General features: G+C 62.0%; 22 protein-coding genes. 17 read left to right on the top strand and 5 right to left on the bottom strand.

Going from position 1 to position 24,353, the window contains the following annotated elements; translation table 11 throughout:
* Window positions 1-40 precede the first annotated feature (40 nt).
* Window positions 41-1,663 (top strand): pyoverdine maturation tyrosinase PvdP, encoded by a 1,623-nt coding sequence (gene pvdP / locus BLS27_RS17230; RefSeq protein WP_090345937.1) that lies wholly within the window; start codon window positions 41-43, stop codon window positions 1,661-1,663.
* Between the two features lie 37 nt (window positions 1,664-1,700).
* On the opposite strand, the gene BLS27_RS17225 is transcribed toward pvdP, so the two are convergent.
* The 3 genes from BLS27_RS17225 to BLS27_RS17215 are packed head-to-tail and all read right to left on the bottom strand — an operon-like array spanning window position 1,701 to window position 6,254.
* Window positions 1,701-3,107 (bottom strand): efflux transporter outer membrane subunit, encoded by a 1,407-nt coding sequence (locus tag BLS27_RS17225; protein ID WP_090345934.1) that lies wholly within the window; start codon window positions 3,105-3,107, stop codon window positions 1,701-1,703.
* Between the two features lie 3 nt (window positions 3,108-3,110).
* Complete coding sequence (locus BLS27_RS17220; protein ID WP_090345931.1) at window positions 3,111-5,075, bottom strand: MacB family efflux pump subunit; 1,965 nt, start codon at window positions 5,073-5,075, stop codon at window positions 3,111-3,113.
* Window positions 5,076-6,254: an efflux RND transporter periplasmic adaptor subunit gene (locus tag BLS27_RS17215; protein ID WP_090345928.1), complete on the bottom strand. Its 1,179-nt coding sequence runs from the start codon at window positions 6,252-6,254 to the stop codon at window positions 5,076-5,078.
* A gap of 216 nt (window positions 6,255-6,470) precedes the next feature.
* Here BLS27_RS17215 and BLS27_RS17210 point away from each other — a divergent pair, with 216 nt between their 5' ends.
* From BLS27_RS17210 to BLS27_RS17195, 4 genes are all read left to right on the top strand, one after another.
* Entirely contained in the window at window positions 6,471-6,947 is a 477-nt protein-coding gene (locus BLS27_RS17210; RefSeq protein WP_070574319.1) for a sigma-70 family RNA polymerase sigma factor, read from the top strand.
* Window positions 6,948-7,159: 212 nt separating this feature from the next.
* The gene (locus BLS27_RS17205) at window positions 7,160-7,642 is read left to right on the top strand and encodes a response regulator (RefSeq protein WP_043211443.1); all 483 of its coding nucleotides are present in this window, start codon (window positions 7,160-7,162) and stop codon (window positions 7,640-7,642) included.
* Window positions 7,643-7,708: 66 nt separating this feature from the next.
* Window positions 7,709-9,025, top strand: coding sequence for an MFS transporter (locus tag BLS27_RS17200; protein ID WP_052352466.1), 1,317 nt, complete (start codon window positions 7,709-7,711; stop codon window positions 9,023-9,025).
* Between the two features lie 144 nt (window positions 9,026-9,169).
* On the top strand, window positions 9,170-10,834 hold the full coding sequence (locus tag BLS27_RS17195) for a hypothetical protein (protein ID WP_043211442.1): 1,665 nt from the start codon (window positions 9,170-9,172) through the stop codon (window positions 10,832-10,834).
* 68 nt (window positions 10,835-10,902) lie between these two features.
* On the opposite strand, the gene BLS27_RS17190 is transcribed toward BLS27_RS17195, so the two are convergent.
* The gene (locus BLS27_RS17190) at window positions 10,903-12,567 is read right to left on the bottom strand and encodes an electron transfer flavoprotein-ubiquinone oxidoreductase (RefSeq protein ID WP_043211441.1); all 1,665 of its coding nucleotides are present in this window, start codon (window positions 12,565-12,567) and stop codon (window positions 10,903-10,905) included.
* A 547-nt stretch (window positions 12,568-13,114) separates the two neighbouring features.
* Between BLS27_RS17190 and BLS27_RS17185 the strand changes: the two genes are divergently transcribed.
* From BLS27_RS17185 to BLS27_RS17145, 9 genes are all read left to right on the top strand, one after another.
* Entirely contained in the window at window positions 13,115-13,864 is a 750-nt protein-coding gene (locus BLS27_RS17185) for an electron transfer flavoprotein subunit beta/FixA family protein (RefSeq protein WP_043211439.1), read from the top strand.
* Entirely contained in the window at window positions 13,865-14,794 is a 930-nt protein-coding gene (locus BLS27_RS17180) for an electron transfer flavoprotein subunit alpha/FixB family protein (RefSeq protein ID WP_090345925.1), read from the top strand.
* 78 nt (window positions 14,795-14,872) lie between these two features.
* A complete protein-coding gene (locus tag BLS27_RS17175) occupies window positions 14,873-15,694 on the top strand; it encodes a substrate-binding periplasmic protein (RefSeq protein ID WP_043211436.1) in 822 nt (273 codons plus the stop codon).
* A gap of 7 nt (window positions 15,695-15,701) precedes the next feature.
* Entirely contained in the window at window positions 15,702-16,055 is a 354-nt protein-coding gene (locus tag BLS27_RS17170; protein WP_043211434.1) for a DUF4398 domain-containing protein, read from the top strand.
* On the top strand, window positions 16,052-16,861 hold the full coding sequence (locus BLS27_RS17165; protein ID WP_043211433.1) for an OmpA family protein: 810 nt from the start codon (window positions 16,052-16,054) through the stop codon (window positions 16,859-16,861). The genes BLS27_RS17170 and BLS27_RS17165 overlap by 4 nt, the downstream gene beginning before the upstream one ends.
* A gap of 196 nt (window positions 16,862-17,057) precedes the next feature.
* Window positions 17,058-18,500, top strand: coding sequence for an aminotransferase-like domain-containing protein (locus tag BLS27_RS17160; RefSeq protein ID WP_043211432.1), 1,443 nt, complete (start codon window positions 17,058-17,060; stop codon window positions 18,498-18,500).
* Between the two features lie 64 nt (window positions 18,501-18,564).
* Window positions 18,565-19,065 (top strand): hypothetical protein, encoded by a 501-nt coding sequence (locus BLS27_RS17155; RefSeq protein ID WP_043211452.1) that lies wholly within the window; start codon window positions 18,565-18,567, stop codon window positions 19,063-19,065.
* A 119-nt stretch (window positions 19,066-19,184) separates the two neighbouring features.
* A complete protein-coding gene (locus tag BLS27_RS17150) occupies window positions 19,185-19,439 on the top strand; it encodes a YkgJ family cysteine cluster protein (protein ID WP_090345922.1) in 255 nt (84 codons plus the stop codon).
* A gap of 33 nt (window positions 19,440-19,472) precedes the next feature.
* Complete coding sequence (locus BLS27_RS17145; protein WP_043211429.1) at window positions 19,473-20,078, top strand: START domain-containing protein; 606 nt, start codon at window positions 19,473-19,475, stop codon at window positions 20,076-20,078.
* 107 nt (window positions 20,079-20,185) lie between these two features.
* On the opposite strand, the gene gltA is transcribed toward BLS27_RS17145, so the two are convergent.
* The gene (gene gltA, locus BLS27_RS17140; RefSeq protein ID WP_043211428.1) at window positions 20,186-21,475 is read right to left on the bottom strand and encodes a citrate synthase; all 1,290 of its coding nucleotides are present in this window, start codon (window positions 21,473-21,475) and stop codon (window positions 20,186-20,188) included.
* 351 nt (window positions 21,476-21,826) lie between these two features.
* Here gltA and sdhC point away from each other — a divergent pair, with 351 nt between their 5' ends.
* From sdhC to sdhA, 3 genes are read left to right on the top strand one after another with little or no spacing between them, the layout of a single operon-like run.
* Complete coding sequence (gene sdhC / locus BLS27_RS17135; RefSeq protein ID WP_023628897.1) at window positions 21,827-22,213, top strand: succinate dehydrogenase, cytochrome b556 subunit; 387 nt, start codon at window positions 21,827-21,829, stop codon at window positions 22,211-22,213.
* The gene (gene sdhD, locus BLS27_RS17130) at window positions 22,207-22,575 is read left to right on the top strand and encodes a succinate dehydrogenase, hydrophobic membrane anchor protein (protein WP_043211427.1); all 369 of its coding nucleotides are present in this window, start codon (window positions 22,207-22,209) and stop codon (window positions 22,573-22,575) included. The genes sdhC and sdhD overlap by 7 nt, the downstream gene beginning before the upstream one ends.
* Window positions 22,576-22,578: 3 nt before the next feature.
* Window positions 22,579-24,351, top strand: coding sequence for a succinate dehydrogenase flavoprotein subunit (sdhA, locus tag BLS27_RS17125; RefSeq protein WP_043211425.1), 1,773 nt, complete (start codon window positions 22,579-22,581; stop codon window positions 24,349-24,351).
* Window positions 24,352-24,353: the final 2 nt, after the last annotated feature.

Below are 24,353 nucleotides of genomic sequence, written 5' to 3'. Positions count from 1 at the left end.
GGACAGAACCCGCAGTGTGGCTGGAACGGATAGAGGCGCAATGGGCATTTCCCGACGAGGATTCATCGCAGGCCTGGCAGTGGCGGGGGCAACCGGTACGGCTGCCTATCACGCACACAAGGCGCTGACCCACGATCCTGAGGACGACATCGTCACGCCAGGGGAGGCCAGCGTCGAGTTGGCCGACTACGCAGGACAAGTACTGGCCGATCACCTGCGTGGCATCTGGGACCTGCGCTTCGAAGGCACAGAAGCGGGCCTTGAAGGGTTGCCCGTGGTCGGTGTCGAGCTGTTTCTCGACGTTGCCACCAAGGGGCGCGGCTTGCGCGGCTTTGTCGATACCGGTGAGCGCTTGCGTAGTGACGGGGTGGCCCGCTATCGAGTGTTGGGCGATCTGGTCGAGGCATCGTCTGCGCAGGTGCGTTGGCGCTTGCTGAACCAGCAGGGAGGGGCCAGCTACGAATGCATTGCCAGTCTCGACGAGGTCTGGGGCGATTTCGCCAATGCTGGCACCGGTACCCTGAGCGGACGTCTGCAGCGGTTGGACCGACCGCTCATGCTGCCGGTGGCCGACAGCCGCTTCGTCGCGGTCAAGCGGCGCTTCCCCGAAGCCCGCGAGCGCATCGGCTATACGCCACAGATGCACGCCTGGGTGCTCAGTGCCGAGCATCGGTTGTTCCACCAGCTTTGGCATGCCACCCGGGACAAATGGCACGACCTGTCCGAACAGCAGCGCGGCGCCCTGCGTGGCCTGGGCTGGCAGCCAGGCCCACGGGAGCGTGAGCGCGATGCCCGCGGCCCGCGCAAGCACCGCAATGGCTCGGGGATCGATTTTCTGTTCATGCACAGGCATATGCTGCAGACCGCTCGTCAGCTGCAGGACTTACCATCCTGGACGCACTTCCCATTGCCCGCGCCAAATGTCGAGCTCGACCGGGCAGGCTTTGCCCGCTATCACGAGAATCACGATGGTTGCTGTGTGCCACCGAGCTGGCAGGCGCCGGGTGATGAGCCCTATGGGCAGTGGGTGTCGGCGATCAAGGCCAGCGAGACGTTTTGCAGTAACTTCCAGGTCTGGGAGTCGCAGTACCAGGACCCTCGGTACCTCGCGAAGCTGAGCCTGGGCGCTCTGGGATCGGAGATGGAGATGACCCTGCACGACTGGCTGCACATGTGCTGGGCTTCGGTGCCGCGTGATCCGCTCAATGGTGCGCCGGTGCCTTTCGCCCGCGATCCGGCTGACTTCGCCCTGCGTTGGTTCGGGCCGGAGAACGACTTTCTCGGTGACCCGTTCTCTTCCCATGTGAACCCTGTGTTCTGGGGCTTCCATGGTTGGATCGACGACCGGATCGAGGACTGGTACCGCGCCCAGGAGCGCTACCACCCAGGCCAGGTGCGGCGTATGCAGGTCAACGGTGTGGACTGGTTCGCGCCAGGGCGCTGGGTAGAGGTCGATGACCCCTGGCTGGGGCCGGACACCCATGGTTGCAGCACGGTTCCTGGCACGCGTCCCGGCAAGTCGGTGGAGATGGATGTCGAGATCATGAAACTGGCGCTGCGCATCACCTTTGGCGAGGATGATGCGATCGGCGATCTGGTGCGGCGGGTGCCTCGCCGGCCCTGGTATGCGCGGCATCTTTCGCTGAAGAACATCGTGTCCTGATCGATGTCCAGGGGCCGCATTGCGGCCCCGATGCCCTTCAGCGCGAAGGCACCTGCCAGCCACCCCCCAACGCCTTGTACAACGCCACGCTGCCCTGTAGCCGGGCCAGGCGCAATTGCGCCTGCTGGTCCTGCGCGTCATATAGGGTGCGCTGGGTCTGCAGCACGCTGAGCAGGGTCTCTGCGCCGGCGGCATAGCGTTGCTGGGCAAGATCGAAGGCGATGCGCGCCTGGCGCACTTCCTCGTCCTGCCACTGGCGCTGGTGGTCCACACCCTGGATGGCATTGAGCGCCTTCTCCACGTCGGCAAAGCTCGCCAGAATGCTCGTCCGGTAGTTTTCCAGCAGTTCTTGCTGCTCGGCAGTGGCCAGGTCGCGGGCGGCACGCAGACGGCCGTTGTTGAAGACCGGCGCGATCAGCCCGCTGGTGAGGGTGTAATAGGGGCTGTCCAGGATCTGGGCGAAGGTGCGCGCGCCGCTGCCCAGGTCGGCGCCCAGAGTCAGCTTGGGCAACAGCGCGGCCCGGGCGACCTGAACGTTGGCGCTGGCTGCCGCCAGGCGTGCCTCGGCAGCGGCGATATCGGGGCGGCGGCCGAGCAGATCGCTGGGGACGCCGCTGCCGATGCGCGGCCATTGCAAGGCGCCGATCGTGCCACGGTTGGCGGGCAGGTGCTGGACCGGCTCGCCCAGCAGAGTGGCCAAGGTGACGCGGCTGTCTTGCCATCGCTGCTCAAGCAGCGGCACCTGGCGTTCCTGGGCGGCCACCAGGCTGCGCTGCTGGGCCAACTCCAGGCGTGTGGCCGAACCTGAGCGTTCCCGCGCTTGTACGAGCGCCAGCACGTCACGCGCATTGTCCAGGTTCAGACGGGCAATACGCAGTTGTTCCTCCAGTGCCAAGCCTTGCAGGTAACTGTCGGCCACCGCGCAGGTCAGCGTCAGCTCGACCGTCTGGCGGTCGAAGCGACTGGCGTCCAGGCCATGCAAGGCGCTGTCGCGTGCAGCGCGCAGGCCTCCCCAGAAATCGATCTCGTAGCTGGCGCTCAGGCGGGTGCCGAAGGAGGTGCTGGTACGCTCGCTGCTGCTGGCATCGAGTTGGTCGTTGCCGTCGCCGCGCAACAGGCGCTGGCGGCTGGCATCCAGGCCGAACTGCAGCTCTGGCAACAAAGGTGCGCCGGCGATCACTGCGCGGGCCTGGGCCTGGCGCACCCGTGCGGTGGCGGCGGCGAGGTCATGGCTGTTGCGCAGGGCTCGCTCGATCAATTGGTCCAGCTGGGGGCTGGCGAATGCCTTCCACCAGATGGCATCGGGCAGGGGGCGGGTGGCGTCTTCGCGCTGCGCCTGCCAGGTCGCCGGCGCGGTGATATCGGCCTCTGGACTGGGCGGTGTGCTGCACGCGGCAAGGGCGAGGCTCAGGGTCAACAGGCTGATGCGGCTGGGCAATGTCATGAGTTATACGCTGGTGAGGGCTTTGACCGGATCGAGGCGAGCGGCCTTGCGGGCTGGCATGAAGCCGAACACCACGCCGGTGACGACGGCGCAGGCGAATGCACCGAGCATGGCGGGTAGAGCGAAGGCCACGGCGATGTCGGCCAGCATCAGGCCTGCGCCGATGCACAGGGCCAGTACGATGCCGGTGACCCCGCCGACCATCGACAGCATCACCGCTTCGCTGAGGAATTGACGCAGGATGTCGCGCTGACGGGCCCCAGTGGCCATGCGGATGCCGATCTCACGGGTGCGCTCGCGCACGGTCATGAGCATGATGTTCATCACGCCGATGCCGCCAACCAGCAAGGAGATGGCGGCAATCGCGCCGAGCATCAGCGACAGGCTGTTCTGGGTGCGGGCTTCGGCTTGGATCAAGGCTGCATCGTTGGTCAGTTCGAAATCGCGCTTGCCTTGGTGGCGCTGGCGCAGCAGGTGGTCGATGGCCGCCTCGGTGGCGTGGACCTGGGATGAGTCGAGAGCGGCAATGGCGATGTACTCGGGCTCATAGCGCCCGAACAAGCGGATGGCGGCGGCGGAGTAGGGCACCACGATGCGCTCGTCGCTGTCCTGGTCCCCCGAGCTTGCACCCTTGCCGGCCAGAATGCCCACGACCTGGAACGGCACGTTGCCGATCAACAGGTACTGGCCCAGCGGGTCGCGCCGGTTGCCGAGCATCTTCTCCTTCACTTTCTGCCCGATCACCGCCACGGCAGCACCACTGGCCTCGTCAGACTCACTGAAAAAGGCCCCTTCGACCACTGGCCAGTTGAAGACTTCCGGGAACCAGGTGTTGTTGCCACCGACATAGAACTGCTGGCTGTTGTTGCCGTAGCGCACCATCAGCTCTTCGCCGATGACCGGCATGACGCGTTTGACCTGTGGCAGTTCGGCGATCGCGTCGACATCATCGAGGGTGATGAGGCCTGCAGGTTCGCGCAGTGTCGCCGCTTTGCCGGACAGGTAGAGGATGTTCGAGCCGAACGCGGCCATTTGTGCCATGACCTGGCGCTTGCTGCCTTCGCCGACGGCCAGCATCACCACCACCGAGGCGACGCCGATGACGATGCCGAGCAAGGTCAAGGCAGTGCGGAAGCGGTTGATCCACATGACCCGCCAGGCCGCCTGCAGGGCTTCGAGCAGCTCGCCTTTCCAGGCGCCGCGCAGGGTGGCGCCGCGGTCCAGACGCTGGCGCAGCTCGTCGGCTTGCAGGCCTGGGTACGTAGCGGTTGCAGGTTGCTCGTCGGCGGAGTCGCTGAGCATCAGGCCATCACGGATCTCGATGACCCGATGAGCTCGTGCCGCCACTTCGCGGTCGTGGGTGATCAAAATGATCACGTGGCCTTGGTGGGCGAGCTCATCCAGCAGGGCCATGACTTCGGCGCCGCTGTGACTGTCCAGCGCGCCGGTGGGCTCGTCGGCGAGGATGATGTGTCCGCCGTTCATCAGTGCCCGGGCGATCGATACCCGCTGTTGCTGGCCGCCGGAGAGTTGGTGCGGGCGGTTGGTGGTGCGGCTGGCCAGCCCCAGGCGTTCGAGCAGCGCACGAGCTCTGGCGTGGCGTTCGGCGGCGGGCGTTCCGGCATAGATGGCCGGCATCTCGACGTTTTCCTGGGCGGAGCCCGAGGGGATCAGGTGATAGCCCTGGAACACGAAGCCAAAGGCCTCGCGACGCAGCCACGCCAGCTCATCGCTGTCCAGGTCGGCGACGTCCTTGCCGGCGAAGCGATAACTGCCGGCGCTGGGGCGATCAAGGCAGCCGAGAATGTTCATCAGCGTCGACTTGCCTGAGCCCGAGGCACCGACGATGGCGACGAACTCGCCGGGGTGGATGGTCAGGCTGATGCCGCGCAACACCTCGACTTTCGGTGTGTCGATGCCGCCATAGGCCTTGCGGATGTCGGTGAGTTCGATCAGAGGGACAGGCATTCAACCTCCGCTGGCGGCCGGGGCGCCGATAACCAGTTGTTCGCCTTCGCTCAGGCCTTCGAGGATCTGCACGCGCAGACGATCGCTCAGGCCCGTTCGCACTTGGCGCTGCTCGATCTTGCCCTCGCGATTGAGCACTTGGGCCAAGTACAGGCCGTCGTCATCGGCGTCCTCCAGAGCGGCCAGGGGGGCTGTGAGCACCTGCTTGGCCTGGCCGGCAACGAAGAACACCTGGGTGGTCATTTCGGCCATCAGGGCGCCATCGGGGTTGTCGACATCCAGCAGCACGGTGTACTGCACCACCTTGTTGCCGGTGGTGCCGGCGCTGGCGCTGGCCGGGCTGCCGCCGCCCTGGCTGGCCTGGTCCAACGGCTTGGGCGGGATCGGCAGGATCTGCCGCACGCGGCTGCTCCAGCGGCGCTTGCCGCCGGCCAGGGTGGTGAAGTAGGCGCTCATGCCGGGCTGGACCTTGCCGATGTCGGCCTCCGATACCTGGGCCCAGACGGTCATCGGCGAGAGTTTGGCGATACGCAGGATCAACGGCGTCTGTTGCTGGGCGTTGAGGGTCTGGCCCTCCCGGGCATCCACAGCGACCACGGTGCCGCTCATGGGGGCATAGATGCGCGTGTAACCCAACTCGGCCTCGTCGCTGCGCAGGCTGGCTTGAGCCTGGCGGATCTGCGCCTGGTACATGTCGATGCGCGCCTGGGTCACTTTGAGTTGGGCTTGGGCTGTTTGCAGGTCTTCCTCGCGGGTGGCGCCTGCGGCGGCTAGATCACGTTGGCGTTGGTACTGTTGCGTCGCCAGCTGGTACTGGGCGCGTTGCTCGGCCAGTTGGGCCTTGAGGTTTTCGATGGAGTAGCGACCGGCATCGAGCTTGGCTTGCTGGGTGGACGGGTCGATCTCGACCAGCAACTGACCCTGGCGCACCACATCGCCCACCTCCACGTGCAACGTGCGGATCTGCCCGGAGGCCTGGGCGCCCACATCGACATAACGCCTGGGCTGTAAGGTGCCCAAGGCCGTGACGCTGCTTTCGATATCGCCTCGCACGACCTGGACGGTGCTAACCGGCAGGGTGCCGAAGGGCAGGGTCTTCCAGGCCAGGATGGCGCCCAGGCCAAGCAGGCCCAGGCCACCGAGCAGGATCCGACGGCGGGTGTGGATTAAGCGTCTCATGCGGGCTTCCGGCCAGGGGTGAAAGTCACACGCGGCCAATCGTGGCACGCAGGGCGGTCTCAGGTAGACGAAGCCACAACGGGGAGATTTAGTCGATTCGAGAAGTGGGGGTGGGTTGTTGCTGAGAATAATTATAATTTGTAATATGTCGCGCTGATATCACTTCGTCCCGTGTTCCGATTGCAAGTGTCGAGCAAGGAAATGCCAGGTACCGTCGTGGAACATTACTATCGTGAGCTGGTGAGTTTCCTTTCCGCGCGCCTGGGCAACCGTCAGGCGGCGGAGGACGTCGCCCACGATGCCTACCTGAGAGTGCTGGAGCGCACTGACGCTCAGCGCATCGAACACCCGCGCGCTTTTTTGTACCGCACTGCGCTGAACCTGGTGGTCGATCGCCACCGACGTCATCAGGTGCGCCAAGCCGAGCCGCTGGAAGTGCTGGACACCGACGAGCGCTGGCACGGGCCTGGGTTGTCCCACAGCATGCAGATGGACCAGCGCCTGGAATTGATGCAGCGCGCCCTTGATGAGCTGAGCAAACCCTGCCGGGACAGCTTCCTGCTGCGCAAACTCGAAGGGCTGTCTCACCCGCAGATCGCCGAGCGCCTGGGGATTTCTCGCAGCCTGGTGGAAAAGCATATTGTCAATGCCATGAAACACTGCCGCGTACGCATGCGCGAGTGGGAATCCTGACGTTGCCGACACATCCCTGAAACACCCGTATCAGCCGTGTTACACCCTTGATGGGAAATGAAAATTCCCCATGCTGGCGACTTGATTTCTCCTGCTTTCCCGACAACTATCAAGGAAAGACCCCGGCCGGGCCCCCGTCGTGGTGGTTGCCTGTACTGGCGCAGTAGGGGCAGGGCATATTCCCTCAACGCCTCGTTGCCCAGGTGCAGACAATGGCAAACAAGACCATGCGCATCCTCATTGCCGACGAGCATCCGTGCCAACGTTTGCAGCTGGAAAAAATGCTCAATGGCCTGGGCTACTACCGCATCGCCCCGGTGGAAAGTTTCGAAGACCTCCAGCGTTTGGTGCAGAGCGCGCTGCAGCCATTCAATCTATTGATCGGCAACATCGAGCTGGCCAGCCACGCCGGCGTCGACCTGGCGCGCTTTTGCCGGGTCAGCACCCAGATCCAGCATGCCTTGCTCTACCATTCTCAGCACCTGAAGGTGCCCGCAGTGCCTCAGGCCCAGCGCCAGGCGGTGAACATCAGCCTGCCGCGCGTACCGGATGACGAGGCGCTGCAATCGTTCATGGCGATCATCGACCTGCCTTTGGTGGTAGGGCAGTTGCCGCTGCCGGCGAGCCTGGCGGGCAAGGGCAATCCGATCCGGCACCGAAACTTCGGCCACACAGTGTTCAGCCGCTCGAGCTGAGTCAGGTGGGGCAAGGGGGTGGCATTTGCTATCCTCTTGCCCTTTGCCGATTTGCGGAACCATGCCATGACTGTCATCGATACCGCCCGTGCACCCCGGTTCAGCCGCGGCGATCACCGGACCCTGGGCCTGGCGGCGTTGGGCGGCGCGTTGGAAATCTACGATTTCATTATCTTCGTGTTCTTCGCCCTGACCCTCAGCCAGCTGTTTTTCCCGCCTGAAATGCCTGAGTGGTTGCGGCTGCTGCAGAGTTTCGGAATTTTCGTCACCGGGTACCTGGCCAGGCCCCTGGGCGGCATCCTGATGGCGCACTTCGCCGACCACCTGGGGCGCAAGCGGGTGTTCAGCCTGAGCATCCTGATGATGGCCCTGCCGTGCTTGCTGATCGGCCTGATGCCGACCTATGCCGATATCGGCTATGCCGCGCCGCTGATCCTGCTGGCGTTGCGTATCCTCCAAGGCGCTGCGGTGGGTGGCGAGGTGCCGAGCGCCTGGACCTTCGTTGCCGAACATGCCCCTGTGGGCCGGCGCGGCTATGCCCTGGGCTTTCTGCAGGCCGGACTGACCTTCGGCTACCTGCTGGGCGCCTTGACCGCGACCTTGTTGGCGAAGCTTTACAGTCCGCAGGAGATTCTCGACTACGCCTGGCGTTATCCCTTCCTGTTGGGCGGTGTGTTTGGTGTCGTCGGCGTCTGGTTGCGCCGCTGGTTGAGTGAAACGCCGGTGTTCCTGGCCCTGCGCGAACGCCAGGAACAGCCAGTGGCCTTCCCGCTGCGTAGCGTGCTGGGCACGCATCGTCATGCACTGATTCCGGCGGCCTTGCTGACTTGCGTGCTGACGTCGGCAGTGGTGGTGCTGGTGGTGATCACCCCTACCGTGATGCAGCAGCGCTTCGGCATCGCAGCGGGCCACACCTTCGCCCTGAGCAGCGTGGGAATTGTCTTTCTCAACATGGGTTGCGTGCTGGCCGGCTTGCTGGTCGACCGCATCGGTGCCTGGCGCGCCTTGATGATCTACAGCCTGCTGTTGCCTGTGGGCATCGGAGCGTTGTACGCAAGTCTGGTGGGGCAGTTTGGCTGGACGTGGCTGGCCTATGCCTTGGCAGGGTTGTCCTGCGGTGTGGTAGGGGTGGTGCCATCAGTGATGGTCGGGTTGTTCCCGGCGCAGATCCGAGTGTCGGGTATTTCCTTCACCTACAACATCGCCTATGCCTTATGGGCCAGCACCACGCCGCTGGCGTTGATTGCATTGATGCCATGGAGCCCCTGGGTGTGCGTCGGGTTCTGCCTGATCATGGGGCTTGTCGGTTTCATGACGGCGGCCTACTTCCGCGGTCGTGGAGTAGCGTGCGCGACGTCGTGCTCGGCTACCTCGCCCCTCTGAAGGTGCAGTGCGTGTCCTACGGTGCGCGAGCTTGGGTTCACGCAAGGTAAGGGGAACGGCACTGACTGTCGGTGGTGGAGCCTCTGCGTAGATTGCTCGGTGCTTGATTCAAGCACCCGCATCTACCGGATTTGGAGGCTGCCGATGTATGGCTTTAACGTGAAGTGGCAGACGCGCGAGCAACTGCCGGAAATCCCCCAGGACATGTTGTTCTCCGGTGTGGCGCGCGACACGCCAGAGGCTGATCCCGGTCATGCCCCTGTGATGAGTACGCCCGTCATACGCTGGGGAAACAGCAAAGCCTGCGTCTTTGATGACCGGGTACACCATGAGCAGGCCTGGCTGGTGGTCTATGGGGATGGCCAGCGGCTCACGGGGGGCCGACCTCTGCAAGGGTTCCGGCATATCGCTGATATCCAGGAGGCGGCCAGTGGCGTTGCACTGCGTCTGATCGATGCCAATGGCCATGAGGTGGAAATCTCGCACCTGGAACTTGATTCGCTGGATGGCAAGGACGGCCGCGAGTCCGAAATCGAGGGATTGCCAGTGGGTATCCCTTTTTGCCTGGGCCATGACCATGCTTTGCTGATGGCCGATGAAAAGGGCGTGCGCATTGATTCGGGGCCGGAGACCCTGGCCATGCAATGGATGTTCAAGGACGGAAAACTGAGCAGCGTCGCCACCGGTCAAGTCCTTGGCCTGGGAGTACGTTGTCTGCCGCCCGCCCAAGGGCTTGAAAAATGGCATCTTTCTCCCGAAGGGGTGCTTGCGTTTGGCCCTCAGGCGCAGGCGCTGTGCGCAGACCCGGCGCATGGCGAGGTCTGGCTTCAGCCTCAGGACCCGGGGTTGCCATCTGTGCGTTGGCAGGTGAAACGACCGCGTAACAAGGCGTCGGGCATGCAGGTCGAGAAGCTGGTCCTGCATGTGCAGGTCTGCGACGACTACAGCGCCGGGACTTCGGACAGCGTCTACTTCTCGATCAATGGCAGCCGTCATCAGCAGCTTCTGGCCAGGAATTTCGAACGAGGCTCGGCGCTGGCTGCCGAGGTGGATCTGGCCAGTATGTTCCAAGGGCGCGCCATCTTTGCCGACGAACTCGTCAGCGTGGAGCTGTATCAGGTAAGCGGCGACGGCTACGGTCCAGCATGGCGTATGAACGCGCTGGATCTGGTGGTCAATGACCACATGAGCAACCGTGTGCTCGGGTCCGACAGTCCATGGCTGTTGCCAACGTCAGGCGCAAACTGGACGGGTACGATCAATTGGCTGGACTGGCGTGAGGAGGGCGGTCAGACGCCGTTGGACTTTGCCGGGTACACCTATCCGGTCAATTGGGGGCCACTGCTGTCCGATTGGCTGAACTGGCGTTCGTATGAACCGGAAACGCTCACGGGGGTGTGCCAGTTGATTGGCGAGTATCAGGGCAGGCTTCTGGCCTACGATCTCAAAGACAAGAAACCGGTCTATCTTGAGCCCAATACCGCAATCGATTCTTACACGTGGGTCTACACCCCACAGGGAAGCATCATCATCCGGCGTTGGGACAAGACCGCGTCCCGCAGCAGCTATATCCGTCATAGCCAACTCGGCTCCGGCAATCCAGTGGTGTGCGCCGGAGAGCTCACCATCACTCGTGTTGCGACCCACATGGCTGTGCAGGATCTTTTGGGGATGATCAACGACGCGTCCGGGCATTACCTGCCCGATGGCGGCACATGTCTGGCACATGTGCGCGAACGGCTGGCCCAACTTGGGCTGGATACGAGCAGTACGCAGATCCGATACAGGACGCAAACCCCGGCGATGTGATGGCCTGCAACCCAAACGAAAAAGCCCCCAAGGCCTGGCCTTGGGGGCTTTTTTCATGCGGGGCGATGTTACATGTTCGGGTAATTCGGCCCGCCTGCGCCTTCTGGAGTGACCCAGGTGATGTTCTGGGCCGGGTCCTTGATGTCGCAGGTCTTGCAATGCACACAGTTCTGCGCGTTGATCTGGAAGCGCTTGCTGCCGTCTTCCTGGGTAACCACTTCGTACACGCCGGCCGGGCAGTAGCGCTGGGCAGGTTCGTCATACAGCGGCAGGTTGCTGGCGATCGGTACGCTGGCATCGGCCAGTTTCAGGTGGCAGGGCTGTTCCTCTTCATGGTTGGTGCTGGAGAGGAACACCGAACTCAGCTTGTCGAAGCTGAGCTTGCCGTCGGGTTTGGGGTAGTCGATCTTCTGCGAATCGGCTGCCAGCTTGAGGCAGGCGTAGTCCGGCTTGGTGTCGTGCAGGGTGAACGGCAGCTTGCCGCCGAACCAGTTCTGGTCGATGTAGTTGAACGCACCACCGAGCAAGGGGCCGAACTTGTGCAGCGCAGGGCCGAAGTTGCGGCTGGCGAACAGCTCCTCATACAGCCAGCTGGCTTTGAAGGCGCTGACGTAGTTGTCGAGGGTGTCGCCACCTTCGCGACCGGCGAACAGAGCTTCGGCCACGGCGTCGGCGGCGAGCATGCCGGACTTCATGGCGGTGTGGCTGCCTTTGATCTTGGAGAAGTTCAGGGTGCCCAGGTCGCAACCGATCAGTGCGCCGCCGTTGAAGACCATCTTCGGCAGCGAGTTCAGGCCGCCCTTGCAGATGGCGCGGGCACCGTAGCTGATGCGCTTGCCGCCTTCGAGGTACTGGCTCATCACCGGGTGGTGCTTCAGCCGCTGGAACTCATCGAATGGCGACAGGTAGGGGTTGGCATAGGAGAGGTCGACGATCAGGCCGACCACCACCTGATTGTTCTCCAGATGATAAAGGAAGGAGCCGCCGGTGTTCTCGGCGCTCACTACGTCCAGCGGCCAGCCGGCGGTGTGCACCACCAGGCCTTGCTCGTGCTTGGCCGGATCGATTTCCCAGATTTCCTTGAGGCCAATGCCGTAGTGCTGGACGTCGGACTCGCTGTCGAGGTTGAAGCGCTTGATCAACTGTTTGCCGATATGACCACGGCAGCCTTCGGCGAACAACGTGTACTTGGCGCGCAGTTCCATGCCTGGCGTGTACAGGCCGTCTTTAGGGTTGCCTTCGCGGTCGACCCCCAGGTCGCCCGTGATGATCCCGCGGACCACGCCGTTCTCATCGAACAGCGCTTCCTGGGCGGCGAAGCCTGGGTAAATTTCCACGCCCAGGTTCTCGGCTTGTTGGGCCAGCCAGCGGCACAGATTGCCCAGGGAGATAATGTAGTTACCCTGGTTATGCATGGTCTTTGGCACGAACAGGTCAGGGACCTTGGTCGAGCTGCTCGCATCCTTGAGTACATAGATGTCGTCGCGCTTGACTTCGGTGTTCAGCGGAGCACCGAGTTCTTTCCAGTCGGGGAACAGTTCGTTCAGAGCACGTGGCTCGAACACCGCGCCGGAGAGGATGTGGGCACCGACTTCCGAGCCTTTCTCGACCACGCAGACGCTGATCTCGTTACCGGCTTCGGCGGCCTTCTGCTTCAGGCGGCAGGCGGCGGACAGGCCCGCCGGGCCTGCGCCGACGATGACCACGTCGAATTCCATGTATTCGCGTTCCACTGGTTCTCTCCTACTCAAGGCTCATCGCTGTTGCTTGTCTTGTCTTTTTGGGTGATGGAGGGCCATGCACGACTGTGTAAGCTGTAGCTTCGTGGATGACGGACTACACCGCTTTGTCTTGGCCGCGCATTATATCTACACCACTTGGCGGGTCCAATACAAACGTTTGTTTGAATTTGCCGGAGCCCAGTAAAATCACTGGAACGCGGCTGGAGGCTGGCCGATTTGCCGTATTGACCGGATTAGGTGTTACGGTCAAGATACGAGCGGTTTTACGCTCGCCGTAGGCTGACCGCCGGGCGCAGGTGTACCCCTAAAGACCAGGCATGGAGCAGGGTTTTCGGGCCGAATCCGGTTTTGTAGTGGAGTCTACACGCCACGACAGAAAATGACCCGTCGGTTTTGCCGGCGAAGTCGAAACAGGACTGTTCGGTCACAGGAAATTCCCCGCAGCCAGGAACGTTTTTAGAGGTGCCCTTGTACCCACGCGCAATCGCCGGGCATGCCCCAGGCGACATTCTTTTCACCGGAGAGTAACGAGGAATCCATGAAGGTTCTTGTAGCTGTCAAACGAGTGGTCGACTACAACGTCAAGGTTCGCGTCAAGGCGGACAACTCCGGCGTCGACCTTGCAAACGTCAAGATGTCCATGAACCCCTTCTGCGAAATCGCCGTGGAAGAAGCCGTACGCCTGAAGGAAAAGGGCGTTGCGACCGAGATCGTCGCCGTTGCCGTCGGTCCGACCGCTGCTCAGGAGCAGCTGCGTACCGCCCTGGCGCTGGGTGCCGATCGCGCCATCCTGGTCGAGACCGCCGAAGAGCTCAACTCCCTGGCCGTGGCCAAGGCGCTCAAGGCCATTGTCGATAAAGAGCAGCCACAGTTGGTCATCCTTGGCAAGCAAGCCATCGACAGTGACAACAACCAGACCGGCCAGATGCTGGCTGCGCTGACCGGCTACGCCCAAGGCACCTTCGCCTCCAAGGTCGAAGTGGCTGGCGACAAGCTCAACGTCACCCGTGAAATCGATGGCGGCCTGCAGACCGTCGCGCTGAACCTGCCGGCGATCGTCACCACCGACCTGCGTCTGAACGAGCCACGCTATGCGTCGCTGCCGAACATCATGAAAGCCAAGAAGAAGCCGCTGGAGACTGTCACTCCAGACGCGCTGGGCGTCTCCACCGCTTCCACCACCAAGACCCTGAAAGTCGAAGCCCCGGCTGCTCGCAGCGCGGGTATCAAGGTCAAGTCGGTGGCTGAACTGGTCGAGAAACTGAAGAACGAGGCGAAGGTAATCTAAATGACTATCCTGGTTGTCGCTGAACACGAAAACGGTGCCGTTGCCCCGGCTACCCTGAACACTGTTGCCGCTGCCGCCAAGATCGGTGGGGATATCCATGTGCTGGTCGCAGGCCAGAACGTCGGTGGTGTCGCTGAAGCTGCCGCCAAGATCGCTGGCGTTGCCAAGGTACTGGTCGCTGACAATGCCGCCTACGCTCACGCGCTGCCGGAAAACGTAGCGCCGCTGATCGCCGAGTTGGGCAAGAGCTACAGCCACGTGCTGGCTCCGGCCACCACCAATGGCAAGAACATCCTGCCACGCGTCGCCGCGCTGCTGGACGTCGACCAGATCTCCGAGATCATCTCGGTCGAGTCTGCCGACACCTTCAAGCGCCCGATCTATGCCGGTAACGCCATTGCTACCGTGCAGTCCAGCGCTGCGGTCAAGGTCATCACCGTGCGTACCACCGGCTTCGACGCCGTGGCCGCCGAGGGTGGTTCGGCTGCTGTCGAGGCCGTTGGTGCCGTGCACGACGCTGGCAAGTCTGCTTTCGTTGGTGAAGAGCTGGCCAAGTCCGACCGTCCTGAGCTGACCGCTGCCAAGATCGTCGTTTCCGGCGGTCGCGGCATGGGCAACGGTGACAACTTCAAGCATCTGTACGCCCTGGCCGACAAGCTCGGCGCTGCTGTCGGTGCCTCGCGTGCCGCGGTCGACGCAGGCTTCGTGCCCAACGACATGCAGGTCGGCCAGACCGGCAAGATCGTTGCGCCGCAGCTGTACATCGCCGTCGGTATCTCGGGCGCGATCCAGCACCTGGCGGGCATGAAGGACTCCAAGGTGATCGTTGCGATCAACAAGGACGAAGAAGCACCGATCTTCCAGGTCGCCGACTACGGCCTGGTCGCCGACCTGTTCGAGGCGGTTCCAGAGCTGGAAAAGCTGGTCTGATCCGGCGGCTTCACTTATAAAGAAGCCCGGCCCTCCGAAACGAGGGCCGGGCTTTTTTCTGGCTGCAAGGAGTAGGGCATGGAGTTTCGCAAAGCGGGCAGGGTGCTGGCCTGCATGGCGGCGTTGTCGGCGCCATGGACAATGGCAGCAGGCAAGTGCGAACGCCTGGTGGCGACTGGCAGCCCGGATGCTCCGCCGTATTCCTGGCAGGATCCGAAAGATCCTCGGCATCTGATCGGTGCCAATGTCGACCTGCTGCGTCAGGTCGCCGCCGAGCTTGGGGTGTCGGTCGAAGTGCTGCACGCCGGCAAGCGCGACCAGGCGCTGGAGGAAGTGCGCAGCGGGCGTATGGACCTGTTGATCGATACGCCCATGCAGGTCGAACAGTTGACCGCCCTGGACTACATCCATCCGCCGTTGCAGCTCAACGAGTACCTTGTCTGGACTCGTCATGACGCCACGTTGGTCTTCGACGGGCCGGCGGACCTTGCCCAGTACCAAGGCAGTATTTCCGAGCGGGCTCGCCTGACTCCGGCTTTCGAAGCCTTCGCCAAGGCCCAGCTCAAGCTGGCCCCTGCGCAGAACCTGACTCAGGCCTTCCAGAAACTGGTACTGGGCCAGGTCGATTATGTGCTGGCCGGGCGCTATTCGGGCATGGGCATGGTCCAGAGTCTGGGGATGGGCAATGACTTGATCGCCCGCGGCTTGCCGGTGGACCGCCCAGGCCTGTACCTCGCTGTGTCGCACAACTCGGCCTGCAATGACGCCTGGCTGCGCGGACAACTGGCAAAAAAACTGACAGAATTGCCGATCTCCGGGGTGTCCCAGGCTGTGCTGCAGCGCAATGTCGAGCGCTGGAAGGCGCAGATGCAGGCGCCTCTGGATGCCCCTAAACAGTAGGAATGCAATGAGAACCCAACCACTGATCCTTGCCTTGGCCATGCTCGGCCTGGCTGGCTGTGCCAACGATCCTGCGCCCAACGAGCAGATGCGTCTGTCCGAGCAGGCCCTGGAGCAGGCCAAGGCCGTCGGTGCCACCGAGCAGGTGGCGGAATTGAAACTGGCCGAAGACAAACTGGCGAGAGCCAAGACCAACATGGCCACCGAGGATTACCGTGACGCGCGCATGCGCGCCGAGCAGGCCGAGCTGGATGCGCGCCTGGCCGAGGCTCGGGTGTTGACCCAGAAGAGCGAAGAGCAGCTTCAGGTCGTGCAGGCGCGGGTCAAGCGCCTTCGCAAGCAACTGGAGGTCCAGCCATGATGCGTCGCCAATCAATGGCTGCACTGGCGCTGATGGCGCTGGTCGGGTTGCAGGGTTGCGCGAGCCAGCGCAGCGAGTCGGCGCTCGATGAAGCGGCGGTCGCCTTCCAAAAGGTCAAGGATGATGCCGATGTGCTGCGCAGCGCGCCGCGCGATGTGATTCGGGCTGGTGAATCCCTGGCGCGTGCCGAGCGTCTCTCGAGCTACATCGGCACCGGGTCCGACGTGCGTCACTACGCCTATTTGAGCAAGCGCTACAGCGAGATCGCGGCCGAGCATGCCAAGTTGGCCCTCAATCAAGAGCGTCTGGCCAAGCTCGACCTGGAGCGCCAGCGCTTGCAGCTGGGTCTGCGCGAAGCCAAATTGGCCAGCGTCCAACAGCAGGGTAAGTGGGTCGAAGCGCAGATTGCGGCCATGGCCTCCGAGCAAAGCGATCGTGGCTTGGTGATGACGTTGGGCGATGTGCTGTTCGACACTGGTCGCGCCGAGCTCAAGACCTCCGCCAGCCGCACGGTGCTCAAGCTCGTCCAGTTCCTGCAGCTCAATCCTCGTCGTGTGGTGCGGGTCGAAGGGTATACCGACAGTACCGGACTGCCCGAGGATAACCTCGCGCTATCGCGGGATCGTGCCCAGGCCGTGGCTGATATGTTGATCGACCTGGGTGTAGACGAAAAACGCATACAGGTCGAAGGCTATGGCGACCAGTATCCGATCGACGCCAATGCGTCCGAGCGGGGCAGGGCGCAGAACCGTCGGGTCGAAATCGTCTTTTCCGACGACAAGGGCAAGCTCGCGCCAGCGCGTTGAAGCCGGGCGTTCTTGTAGGTTTTTGGCTATCTCGTTCGTCGGTAACGGGCGGGTTTGTTGATTCTGTGATTGTTACCTCACTGTATTGTTGACTATTCTCCAATCTGTCCCAGTACACTTCGTAACTGTTACGGTATTCTGACTCGGCTTTGAGTCGCACAAGAACAACGAACCCGTCCGCGTTTCGAGAGCCGCCATGACCAACCTGCTGTTGTACCAGCGCATTGCCCAGCAACTGGCCGATGACATCCGCCGAGGTGTCTACCAGCCTGGTGAGCGTGTGCCCTCCGTGCGCAAGATGAGCGCCCAGCTCAACGTCAGTCATGCCACGGTGCTGCAGGCCTATGCCAATCTGGAGGATCAAGGCCTGATCCGCGCGCGGCCGCAGTCCGGCTACTACGTGCACCAGACCCCGGCACTCACCGCACAGACCCCTGATATCGCCCGGGTCGAGCGGCCGGGCCTGGTCACTCGTGCGAGCATCATCCAGCAGGTGCTGACCGAGGCGCGACGAGACGGAGTTTTCCCCTTTGGTGCGGCAGTCCCGCACGTTGACTATTTGCCGGTGCGGGCTCTGCATCAGCAATTGGCCAAAGTGACGCGCTTTCACAGCCCGCGCGCCTTCAGTTACATGTTCAGTCCTGGCTTCGAGCCACTGCGCCGGCAGATAGCCATTCGTATGCGTGACGCCGGGGTGCTGGTCGATCCGCGTGAGGTGGTGGTGACCCATGGTTGCGTCGATGCCCTGCAAATGTCGTTGCGGGTACTGACTCGCCCAGGCGACCTGATCGCTGCGGAGTCGCCCACCTATTATGGATTGCTGCAATTGGCCGACTTGTTGGGGCTCAAGGTCATCGAGATTCCGAGTGACCCGTCGACCGGCATCAGTCTTGAGGCCTTGCAGTTGGCTGCCAACCAATGGTCAATCAAGGCCCTGGTGTTGACCCCGCGTCTGAGCAATCCCTTGGGGGGTACGATCCCTGAGGATCGGCAAAAGCAGCTGTTGCGTCTGGCCTCGGACTTCGATATCCAGATCGTCGAGGACGACATCTATGGCGAACTGATGTTCGAGCAAGGCCGGACCAAGGCGCTCAAGGCATTCGATCGTCTGGATCGGGTCATCTACTGCTCAAGCTTTTCCAAGACCCTTTCGCCTGGAGTGCGGGTAGGTTGGATGATCGCCGGTCGTTACCAGGACGAGATCCAGCGCCTGCAGACCTTCACCACCCATTCGGCGTGCAGCGTCACCCAGATGGGTGTGGCCGCCTATCTGGAAAACGGCGGATATGACCGCCACCTGCGGTACATCCGCCAGGAGTACCGCAAGAACCTCAGCGCCTATCAGTTGGCCGTGCAGCAGCATTTTCCTGAAGGTACGCAGATGACCCGGCCTACGGGAGGATTTATTCTGTGGGTGAGCCTGCCTGGGAGGGTCAACACCCAAGATCTGCATGTGCGGGCGTTGGAGCAAGGCATCAGCATCGCGCCGGGGCTTATCTTCAGCAACACCGAGCAGTTCAACCATTGCATTCGGCTCAACTGCGGCATTCCATGGAACAAGGAGGCCGAGCGTGCAGTGATCACGCTGGGTCTGCTGGCTCATCAGTTATGCAAATCGTCGACAGGATCACTGTTGTAAATCTTGTCAGTGGCGTTCGGAACAGAGAGCATACGCACACTTTTCCAGCACGCTCCTGATGTCCATGAAAGCGCTTCGCTCTTTTGTCCTACTCCTTTGCCTGGCGCCGTTGTGCCTGTCCGCTGCTATGGCACACGCCACGCAGCCGGCGGCCAAAGCGTCTGCGACGCAAACCAAGGCGGCGGCCAAGCCGGTACGCAAGCAGGCGGCGAACAAGGCCGGCCAAGTCGCGAGCAAGACGCCGGGCAGGGGCAAGGCCAAGCCGTCCGGCAAGGTAGTGCGCAAAAAACCTTTGACCAAGGCGGTCGCCAAGCCGTTGCCCAAGCCAAAGCTAGACCTGAGTTTGCCTGCCGCGATGGTCGAAGAACTCAAGCCAGAGGTGGGTGATCCGGTGATGCGGCGCAAGCCTTTGCTGCCGTCCATGTTTCCGCAAAAGCCAGTCAGCGATGACAGTCCCTTCCAACTCAATGGGCGCCTGATCAACAACGAAATGCAGTTACAGCTGCGCAACGACAGTCGTCATGATGTGGAGGGCGCTGCTATCGATTTCGAGTTTCGTCAGTAGGTGTTCCAACTGACTGCCGGGTCACGGCAGATTTCATCCGATCCGCAATTTCAAACATATGTTTGAGCGGTTACTATCCAGGGACGTTCGTCCCGTTTTGCTCGTGGGAGTCCTGTTTCATGAAATGCCGAGAGGGCTGCGGCGCATGCTGCATTGCCCCATCCATCAGCTCGCCGATGCCGCGCATGCCCCAGGGCAAGCCAGCTGGCGAGCGGTGCCTGCACCTGACCACTGACAACCTCTGTGAGTTGTTCGGCAAGGCTGAGCGGCCGGCGGTGTGTGGTGGGTTCAAGGCGGACGTGGAGGTGTGCGGCAATGATCGCGACGAGGCGATCAGGATTCTCGGCTGGTTGGAGCAAATGACGGCGGCGTAACAGGTTGGATCTTCGACAACAAGGAACAAAACGATGAGATCGATCAAGCGTATTGCACTGCTGTGTGGCGTCGGTGTTCTGCTGTCGCCGGCTGCCTGGGCCGAGAACTGGCAGGTGGCCAAGGATGAGGACGGCATCAAGGTGTCCCTCAGTGAAGTGCCGGGTTCGAAGTACAAAGCCTATCGCGGCGTGACCTTGATCAAGGCGCCGCTGGCCAAGGTCAAGGCTTTGCAGGAGGACACCGTAGGTGCCTGCAAGTGGATTCATGAGTGCGAGTCGCAAAAGCTGCTCAAGCAGGATGGCGCGCAGAGCTGGACCTATACTCGTTTCAATACGCCCTGGCCGGTGACGCCGCGTGATTCGATCCTTCACGTGACCACCACCGAGGAGGCTGACGGCAGCCTGGTCCGAAAGCTCGAGGAGGACCCCAAATACCTGCCGGAGGAAAAGGGCTATGTGCGTGTGGCACAGGTCCAAGGCTTCTGGAAGCTGGTGCCCAAGGGTGACAGCACCGAGGTTACCTACCAAGTGCACACCGAGCCTGGAGGCAGTGTGCCGTCCTGGCTGGCCAACAAGTTCGTGGTCGACGCGCCGTTCAATACCCTCAAGGGGTTGCGCGACAAGGCTGAAAAGCCCTGAGTCTGAGGGCGGGCATGCCCGCGAAGCGGTGAGCAGCGGTCTATCGGTTGCTGCGCTATAAAAAAGGCTGCCCAAGGGCAGCCTTTTTTACGTTCGGCTCGAAGAGCTTACTTGCGGTCTTTCAAGTCAACGATGTCACGCTGCTCGTGGCCAGTGTACAGCTGGCGCGGACGGCCGATCTTGTACGGGCTGGAGAGCATCTCCTTCCAGTGCGAGATCCAGCCGACGGTGCGTGCCAGGGCGAAGATCACGGTGAACATGCTGGTCGGAATGCCGATCGCCTTCAGGATGATGCCGGAGTAGAAGTCGACGTTCGGGTACAGCGAGCGCTCGATGAAGTACGGATCGGTCAGTGCGATCTCTTCCAGGCGCATCGCCAGTTCGAGCTGCGGATCGTTCTTGATGCCCAGTTCGCTCAGCACCTCGTCGCAGGTCTTCTTCATCACGGTGGCGCGTGGGTCGCGGTTCTTGTAAACGCGGTGACCGAAGCCCATGAGCTTGAACGGATCGTTCTTGTCCTTGGCCTTGGCGATGTACTTGTCGATGTTGGAGACATCGCCAATTTCATCGAGCATGGTCAGTACGGCTTCGTTGGCGCCGCCGTGGGCCGGACCCCACAGTGCAGCGATGCCGGCGGCGATACAGGCGAACGGGTTGGCGCCCGAGGAGCCCGCCAGGCGCACGGTGGAGGTAGAGGCGTTCTGCTCGTGGTCGGCGTGGAGGATGAAGATCCGGTCCATTGCCTTGGCCAGCACCGGGCTGATCGGTTTGATCTCGCACGGCGTGTTGAACATCATGTGCAGGAAGTTTTCCGCGTACGACAGGTCGTTGCGCGGATACATCATCGGCTGGCCCATGGAGTACTTGTAGACCATCGCGGCCAGGGTCGGCATTTTTGCGACCAGGCGCACCGCAGAGATCTCGCGATGCTGCGGGTTGTTGATGTCCAGGGAGTCGTGATAGAACGCCGACAGGGCGCCGACCACGCCGCACATCACCGCCATCGGGTGAGCGTCGCGGCGGAAGCCGTTGAAGAAGGATTTCAGCTGCTCGTGAACCATGGTGTGGTTCTTCACGGTGCTGACGAACTGGGCCTTCTGCTCGGCGTTCGGCAGTTCGCCGTTGAGCAGCAGGTAGCAGGTTTCCAGGTAGTCCGATTTTTCGGCGAGCTGTTCGATCGGGTAGCCGCGGTGCAGCAGGACACCCTTGTCGCCATCGATGTAGGTGATCTTCGACTCGCAGGACGCAGTCGCCATGAAACCGGGGTCGAAGGTGAAGTGACCAGTAGCCCCCAACCCGCGGACGTCGATAACATCGGGACCAACGGTGCCGGTTAAAATGGGCAGCTCGACGGGGGCAGCGCCCTCGATGACCAACTGCGCTTTTTTGTCAGCCATGTGGCCTCCTATTAATGCTTGAAATCATCAGACAGACCCCCCACGCAGGGCCCGCACCACTATAGAGGGATAAATTCGAATGTCAATTTGCCTAAAGGCTGGTTGAAACACCCTCTGAGCCCTGATTTTTCACGAAATTCTCGCCCATTTACGCCTTTTGTTCGCTAAAGGCAATGCGCTATTTGGGCTAGCCCCTCACGTTGTCATAAGCAGCCTAACTGTCTATACTCCGCAACCGACCGCCAGGGGCTTGCAAGCCCGTTCCGCTGGGGGTCGTCGCTCCCTGGGTGGTGGGTACCTGACCAGTACACTTACCAACAACTTTGCCCTGTTAGCTAGGGGCTCTTCAGTGTGAAAAAAGCCGTGAAAAGCCAACGACCTGTAAACCTAGACCTAAGGACCATCAAACTCCCGATCACCGCGTACACGTCCATTCTTCACCGTATCTCCGGCGTCATCCTGTTCCTTGGCCTGGCCATCATGCTTTACGCATTGGGCAAGTCGCTGGGTTCCGAGGAGGGCTTTGCCGAGGTGAAGGCGTGTCTGACCAGTCCGCTGGCCAAGCTGGTGACTTGGGGCCTGCTGTCCGGCCTGCTGTACCACCTCGTTGCAGGTGTACGCCACCTGATCATGGACATGGGTGTCGGTGAGACGCTCGAGGGCGGCAAGCTGGGCTCGAAAATCGTGATCGTCATCTCCGTGGTGCTGATCGTTCTGGCGGGAGTTTGGGTATGGTAACTAATGTCACGAACCTGTCGCGTTCGGGCCTCTATGACTGGATGGCGCAGCGCGTATCTGCGGTCGTTCTCGCGGCTTACTTCATTTTCCTGATCGGCTACGTCGCCGTTCACCCGGGTCTCGACTATGCCCAGTGGCACGGTCTGTTCTCCAACAACGCGATGCGTATCTTCAGTCTGCTGGCACTCGTTGCCCTGGGCGCTCACGCCTGGGTCGGCATGTGGACCATTGCCACCGACTACCTGACGCCGATGTCCTTCGGCAAGTCGGCGACTGCGATTCGTTTCCTGTTCCAGGCTGTGTGCGGCGTTGCGATGTTCGCGTACTTCGTCTGGGGTGTGCAGATTCTCTGGGGTATCTGATCCATGGCTAGCATTCCAACCATTTCTTTCGACGCCATCATCATCGGTGGCGGCGGTGCCGGCATGCGCGCTGCGCTGCAGCTGGCCCAGGGCGGTCACAAGACTGCCGTAGTCACCAAGGTCTTCCCGACCCGTTCGCACACTGTATCCGCCCAAGGCGGCATCACCTGCGCCATCGCTTCGGCCGACCCGAACGACGACTGGCGCTGGCACATGTACGACACCGTCAAAGGTTCCGACTACATCGGTGACCAGGACGCTATCGAGTACATGTGTCAGGAAGGCCCTGCTGCGGTCTTCGAACTGGACCACATGGGTCTGCCGTTCTCGCGTACCGAAACTGGGCGTATCTACCAGCGTCCGTTCGGTGGCCAGTCCAAGGACTTCGGCAAGGGTGGCCAGGCCGCCCGTACCTGCGCCGCTTCCGACCGTACCGGTCACGCGCTGCTGCACACCCTGTATCAGGGCAACCTGAAAGCAGGCACCACCTTCCTCAACGAGTACTATGCCGTTGATCTGGTGAAGAACCAGGACGGCGCTTTTGTCGGCGTGATCGCGATCTGCATCGAAACCGGCGAAACCCTGTACATCAAGTCCAAGGCTACCGTACTGGCCACTGGCGGTGCGGGCCGTATCTACGCCTCGACCACCAACGCCCTGATCAACACCGGTGACGGTGTCGGCATGGCCCTGCGTGCCGGCGTGCCGGTGCAGGACATCGAAATGTGGCAGTTCCACCCGACCGGCATCGCCGGTGCCGGTGTACTGGTCACCGAGGGTTGCCGCGGCGAGGGTGGCTACCTGATCAACGCCCACGGCGAGCGCTTCATGGAGCGTTACGCGCCGAACGCCAAAGACCTGGCTGGTCGCGACGTCGTCGCCCGTTCCATGGTCAAGGAAATCATCGCCGGCAACGGCGTGGGCCCGAACAAGGACCACGTGCTGCTGAAGCTCGACCACCTGGGCGAGGAGGTGCTGCACAGCCGCCTGCCAGGTATCTGCGAACTGTCCAAGACCTTCGCTCACGTTGACCCTGTGGTCGCGCCGGTTCCGGTCATCCCGACCTGCCACTACATGATGGGTGGTATCGCCACCAACATTCATGGCCAGGCCATCACCATGGACGCCGAAGGCAAGGATCAGATCATCCCAGGCCTGTTCGCTGTAGGTGAAGTGGCTTGCGTATCGGTTCACGGTGCCAACCGTCTGGGCGGCAACTCGCTGCTGGACCTGGTGGTCTTCGGCCGTGCAGCTGGTCTGCATCTGGAGAAGGCGCTGACCGAAGGCGTCGAATACCGCGACGCCAGCGACACCGACGTCGACGTAGCCCTGAACCGCCTGAACAAGCTCAACGAGCGCACCACTGGCGAAGACGTTGCCAGCCTCAAGCGCGAGCTGCAGAGCTGCATGCAGAACTACTTCGGTGTATTCCGTACTGGCGAATACATGCAGAAGGGTATCGCTCAGCTGGCTGGTCTGCGCGAGCGTATTGCCAACGTCAAGATCAACGACAAGTCCCAGGCCTTCAACACCGCGCGTATCGAAGCGCTGGAGCTGCAGAACCTGCTGGAAGTCGCCGAAGCTACCGCCATCGCGGCCGAAGCCCGTAAAGAGTCTCGCGGTGCTCACGCCCGTGAAGACTACGAAGACCGTGACGACGAGAACTGGCTGTGCCACACCCTGTACTACCCGGGTGAGAAGCGCGTTGCCAAGCGTGGCGTCAACTTTGCGCCGAAGACAGTTCCTGCCTTCGAACCGAAAGTCCGGACTTACTAAGG

This window comes from Pseudomonas guariconensis (genome assembly GCF_900102675.1).
Classification (GTDB): domain Bacteria; phylum Pseudomonadota; class Gammaproteobacteria; order Pseudomonadales; family Pseudomonadaceae; genus Aquipseudomonas; species Aquipseudomonas guariconensis.
This window is presented reverse-complemented; position numbering and strand designations above follow the sequence as displayed.

What these genes read in the sequence shown, in the direction of transcription:
- pvdP (WP_090345937.1), top strand. Translation starts at nt 41, where the DNA reads ATGGGCATTTCCCGACGAGGATTCATCGCAGGCCTGGCAGTGGCGGGG.
- BLS27_RS17225 (WP_090345934.1), bottom strand. Translation starts at nt 3,107, where the DNA reads ATGACATTGCCCAGCCGCATCAGCCTGTTGACCCTGAGCCTCGCCCTT.
- BLS27_RS17220 (WP_090345931.1), bottom strand. Translation starts at nt 5,075, where the DNA reads ATGCCTGTCCCTCTGATCGAACTCACCGACATCCGCAAGGCCTATGGC.
- BLS27_RS17215 (WP_090345928.1), bottom strand. Translation starts at nt 6,254, where the DNA reads ATGAGACGCTTAATCCACACCCGCCGTCGGATCCTGCTCGGTGGCCTG.
- BLS27_RS17205 (WP_043211443.1), top strand. Translation starts at nt 7,160, where the DNA reads ATGGCAAACAAGACCATGCGCATCCTCATTGCCGACGAGCATCCGTGC.
- BLS27_RS17200 (WP_052352466.1), top strand. Translation starts at nt 7,709, where the DNA reads ATGACTGTCATCGATACCGCCCGTGCACCCCGGTTCAGCCGCGGCGAT.
- BLS27_RS17195 (WP_043211442.1), top strand. Translation starts at nt 9,170, where the DNA reads ATGTATGGCTTTAACGTGAAGTGGCAGACGCGCGAGCAACTGCCGGAA.
- BLS27_RS17185 (WP_043211439.1), top strand. Translation starts at nt 13,115, where the DNA reads ATGAAGGTTCTTGTAGCTGTCAAACGAGTGGTCGACTACAACGTCAAG.
- BLS27_RS17180 (WP_090345925.1), top strand. Translation starts at nt 13,865, where the DNA reads ATGACTATCCTGGTTGTCGCTGAACACGAAAACGGTGCCGTTGCCCCG.
- BLS27_RS17175 (WP_043211436.1), top strand. Translation starts at nt 14,873, where the DNA reads ATGGAGTTTCGCAAAGCGGGCAGGGTGCTGGCCTGCATGGCGGCGTTG.
- BLS27_RS17170 (WP_043211434.1), top strand. Translation starts at nt 15,702, where the DNA reads ATGAGAACCCAACCACTGATCCTTGCCTTGGCCATGCTCGGCCTGGCT.
- BLS27_RS17165 (WP_043211433.1), top strand. Translation starts at nt 16,052, where the DNA reads ATGATGCGTCGCCAATCAATGGCTGCACTGGCGCTGATGGCGCTGGTC.
- BLS27_RS17160 (WP_043211432.1), top strand. Translation starts at nt 17,058, where the DNA reads ATGACCAACCTGCTGTTGTACCAGCGCATTGCCCAGCAACTGGCCGAT.
- BLS27_RS17155 (WP_043211452.1), top strand. Translation starts at nt 18,565, where the DNA reads ATGAAAGCGCTTCGCTCTTTTGTCCTACTCCTTTGCCTGGCGCCGTTG.
- BLS27_RS17150 (WP_090345922.1), top strand. Translation starts at nt 19,185, where the DNA reads ATGAAATGCCGAGAGGGCTGCGGCGCATGCTGCATTGCCCCATCCATC.
- BLS27_RS17145 (WP_043211429.1), top strand. Translation starts at nt 19,473, where the DNA reads ATGAGATCGATCAAGCGTATTGCACTGCTGTGTGGCGTCGGTGTTCTG.
- gltA (WP_043211428.1), bottom strand. Translation starts at nt 21,475, where the DNA reads ATGGCTGACAAAAAAGCGCAGTTGGTCATCGAGGGCGCTGCCCCCGTC.
- sdhD (WP_043211427.1), top strand. Translation starts at nt 22,207, where the DNA reads ATGGTAACTAATGTCACGAACCTGTCGCGTTCGGGCCTCTATGACTGG.
- sdhA (WP_043211425.1), top strand. Translation starts at nt 22,579, where the DNA reads ATGGCTAGCATTCCAACCATTTCTTTCGACGCCATCATCATCGGTGGC.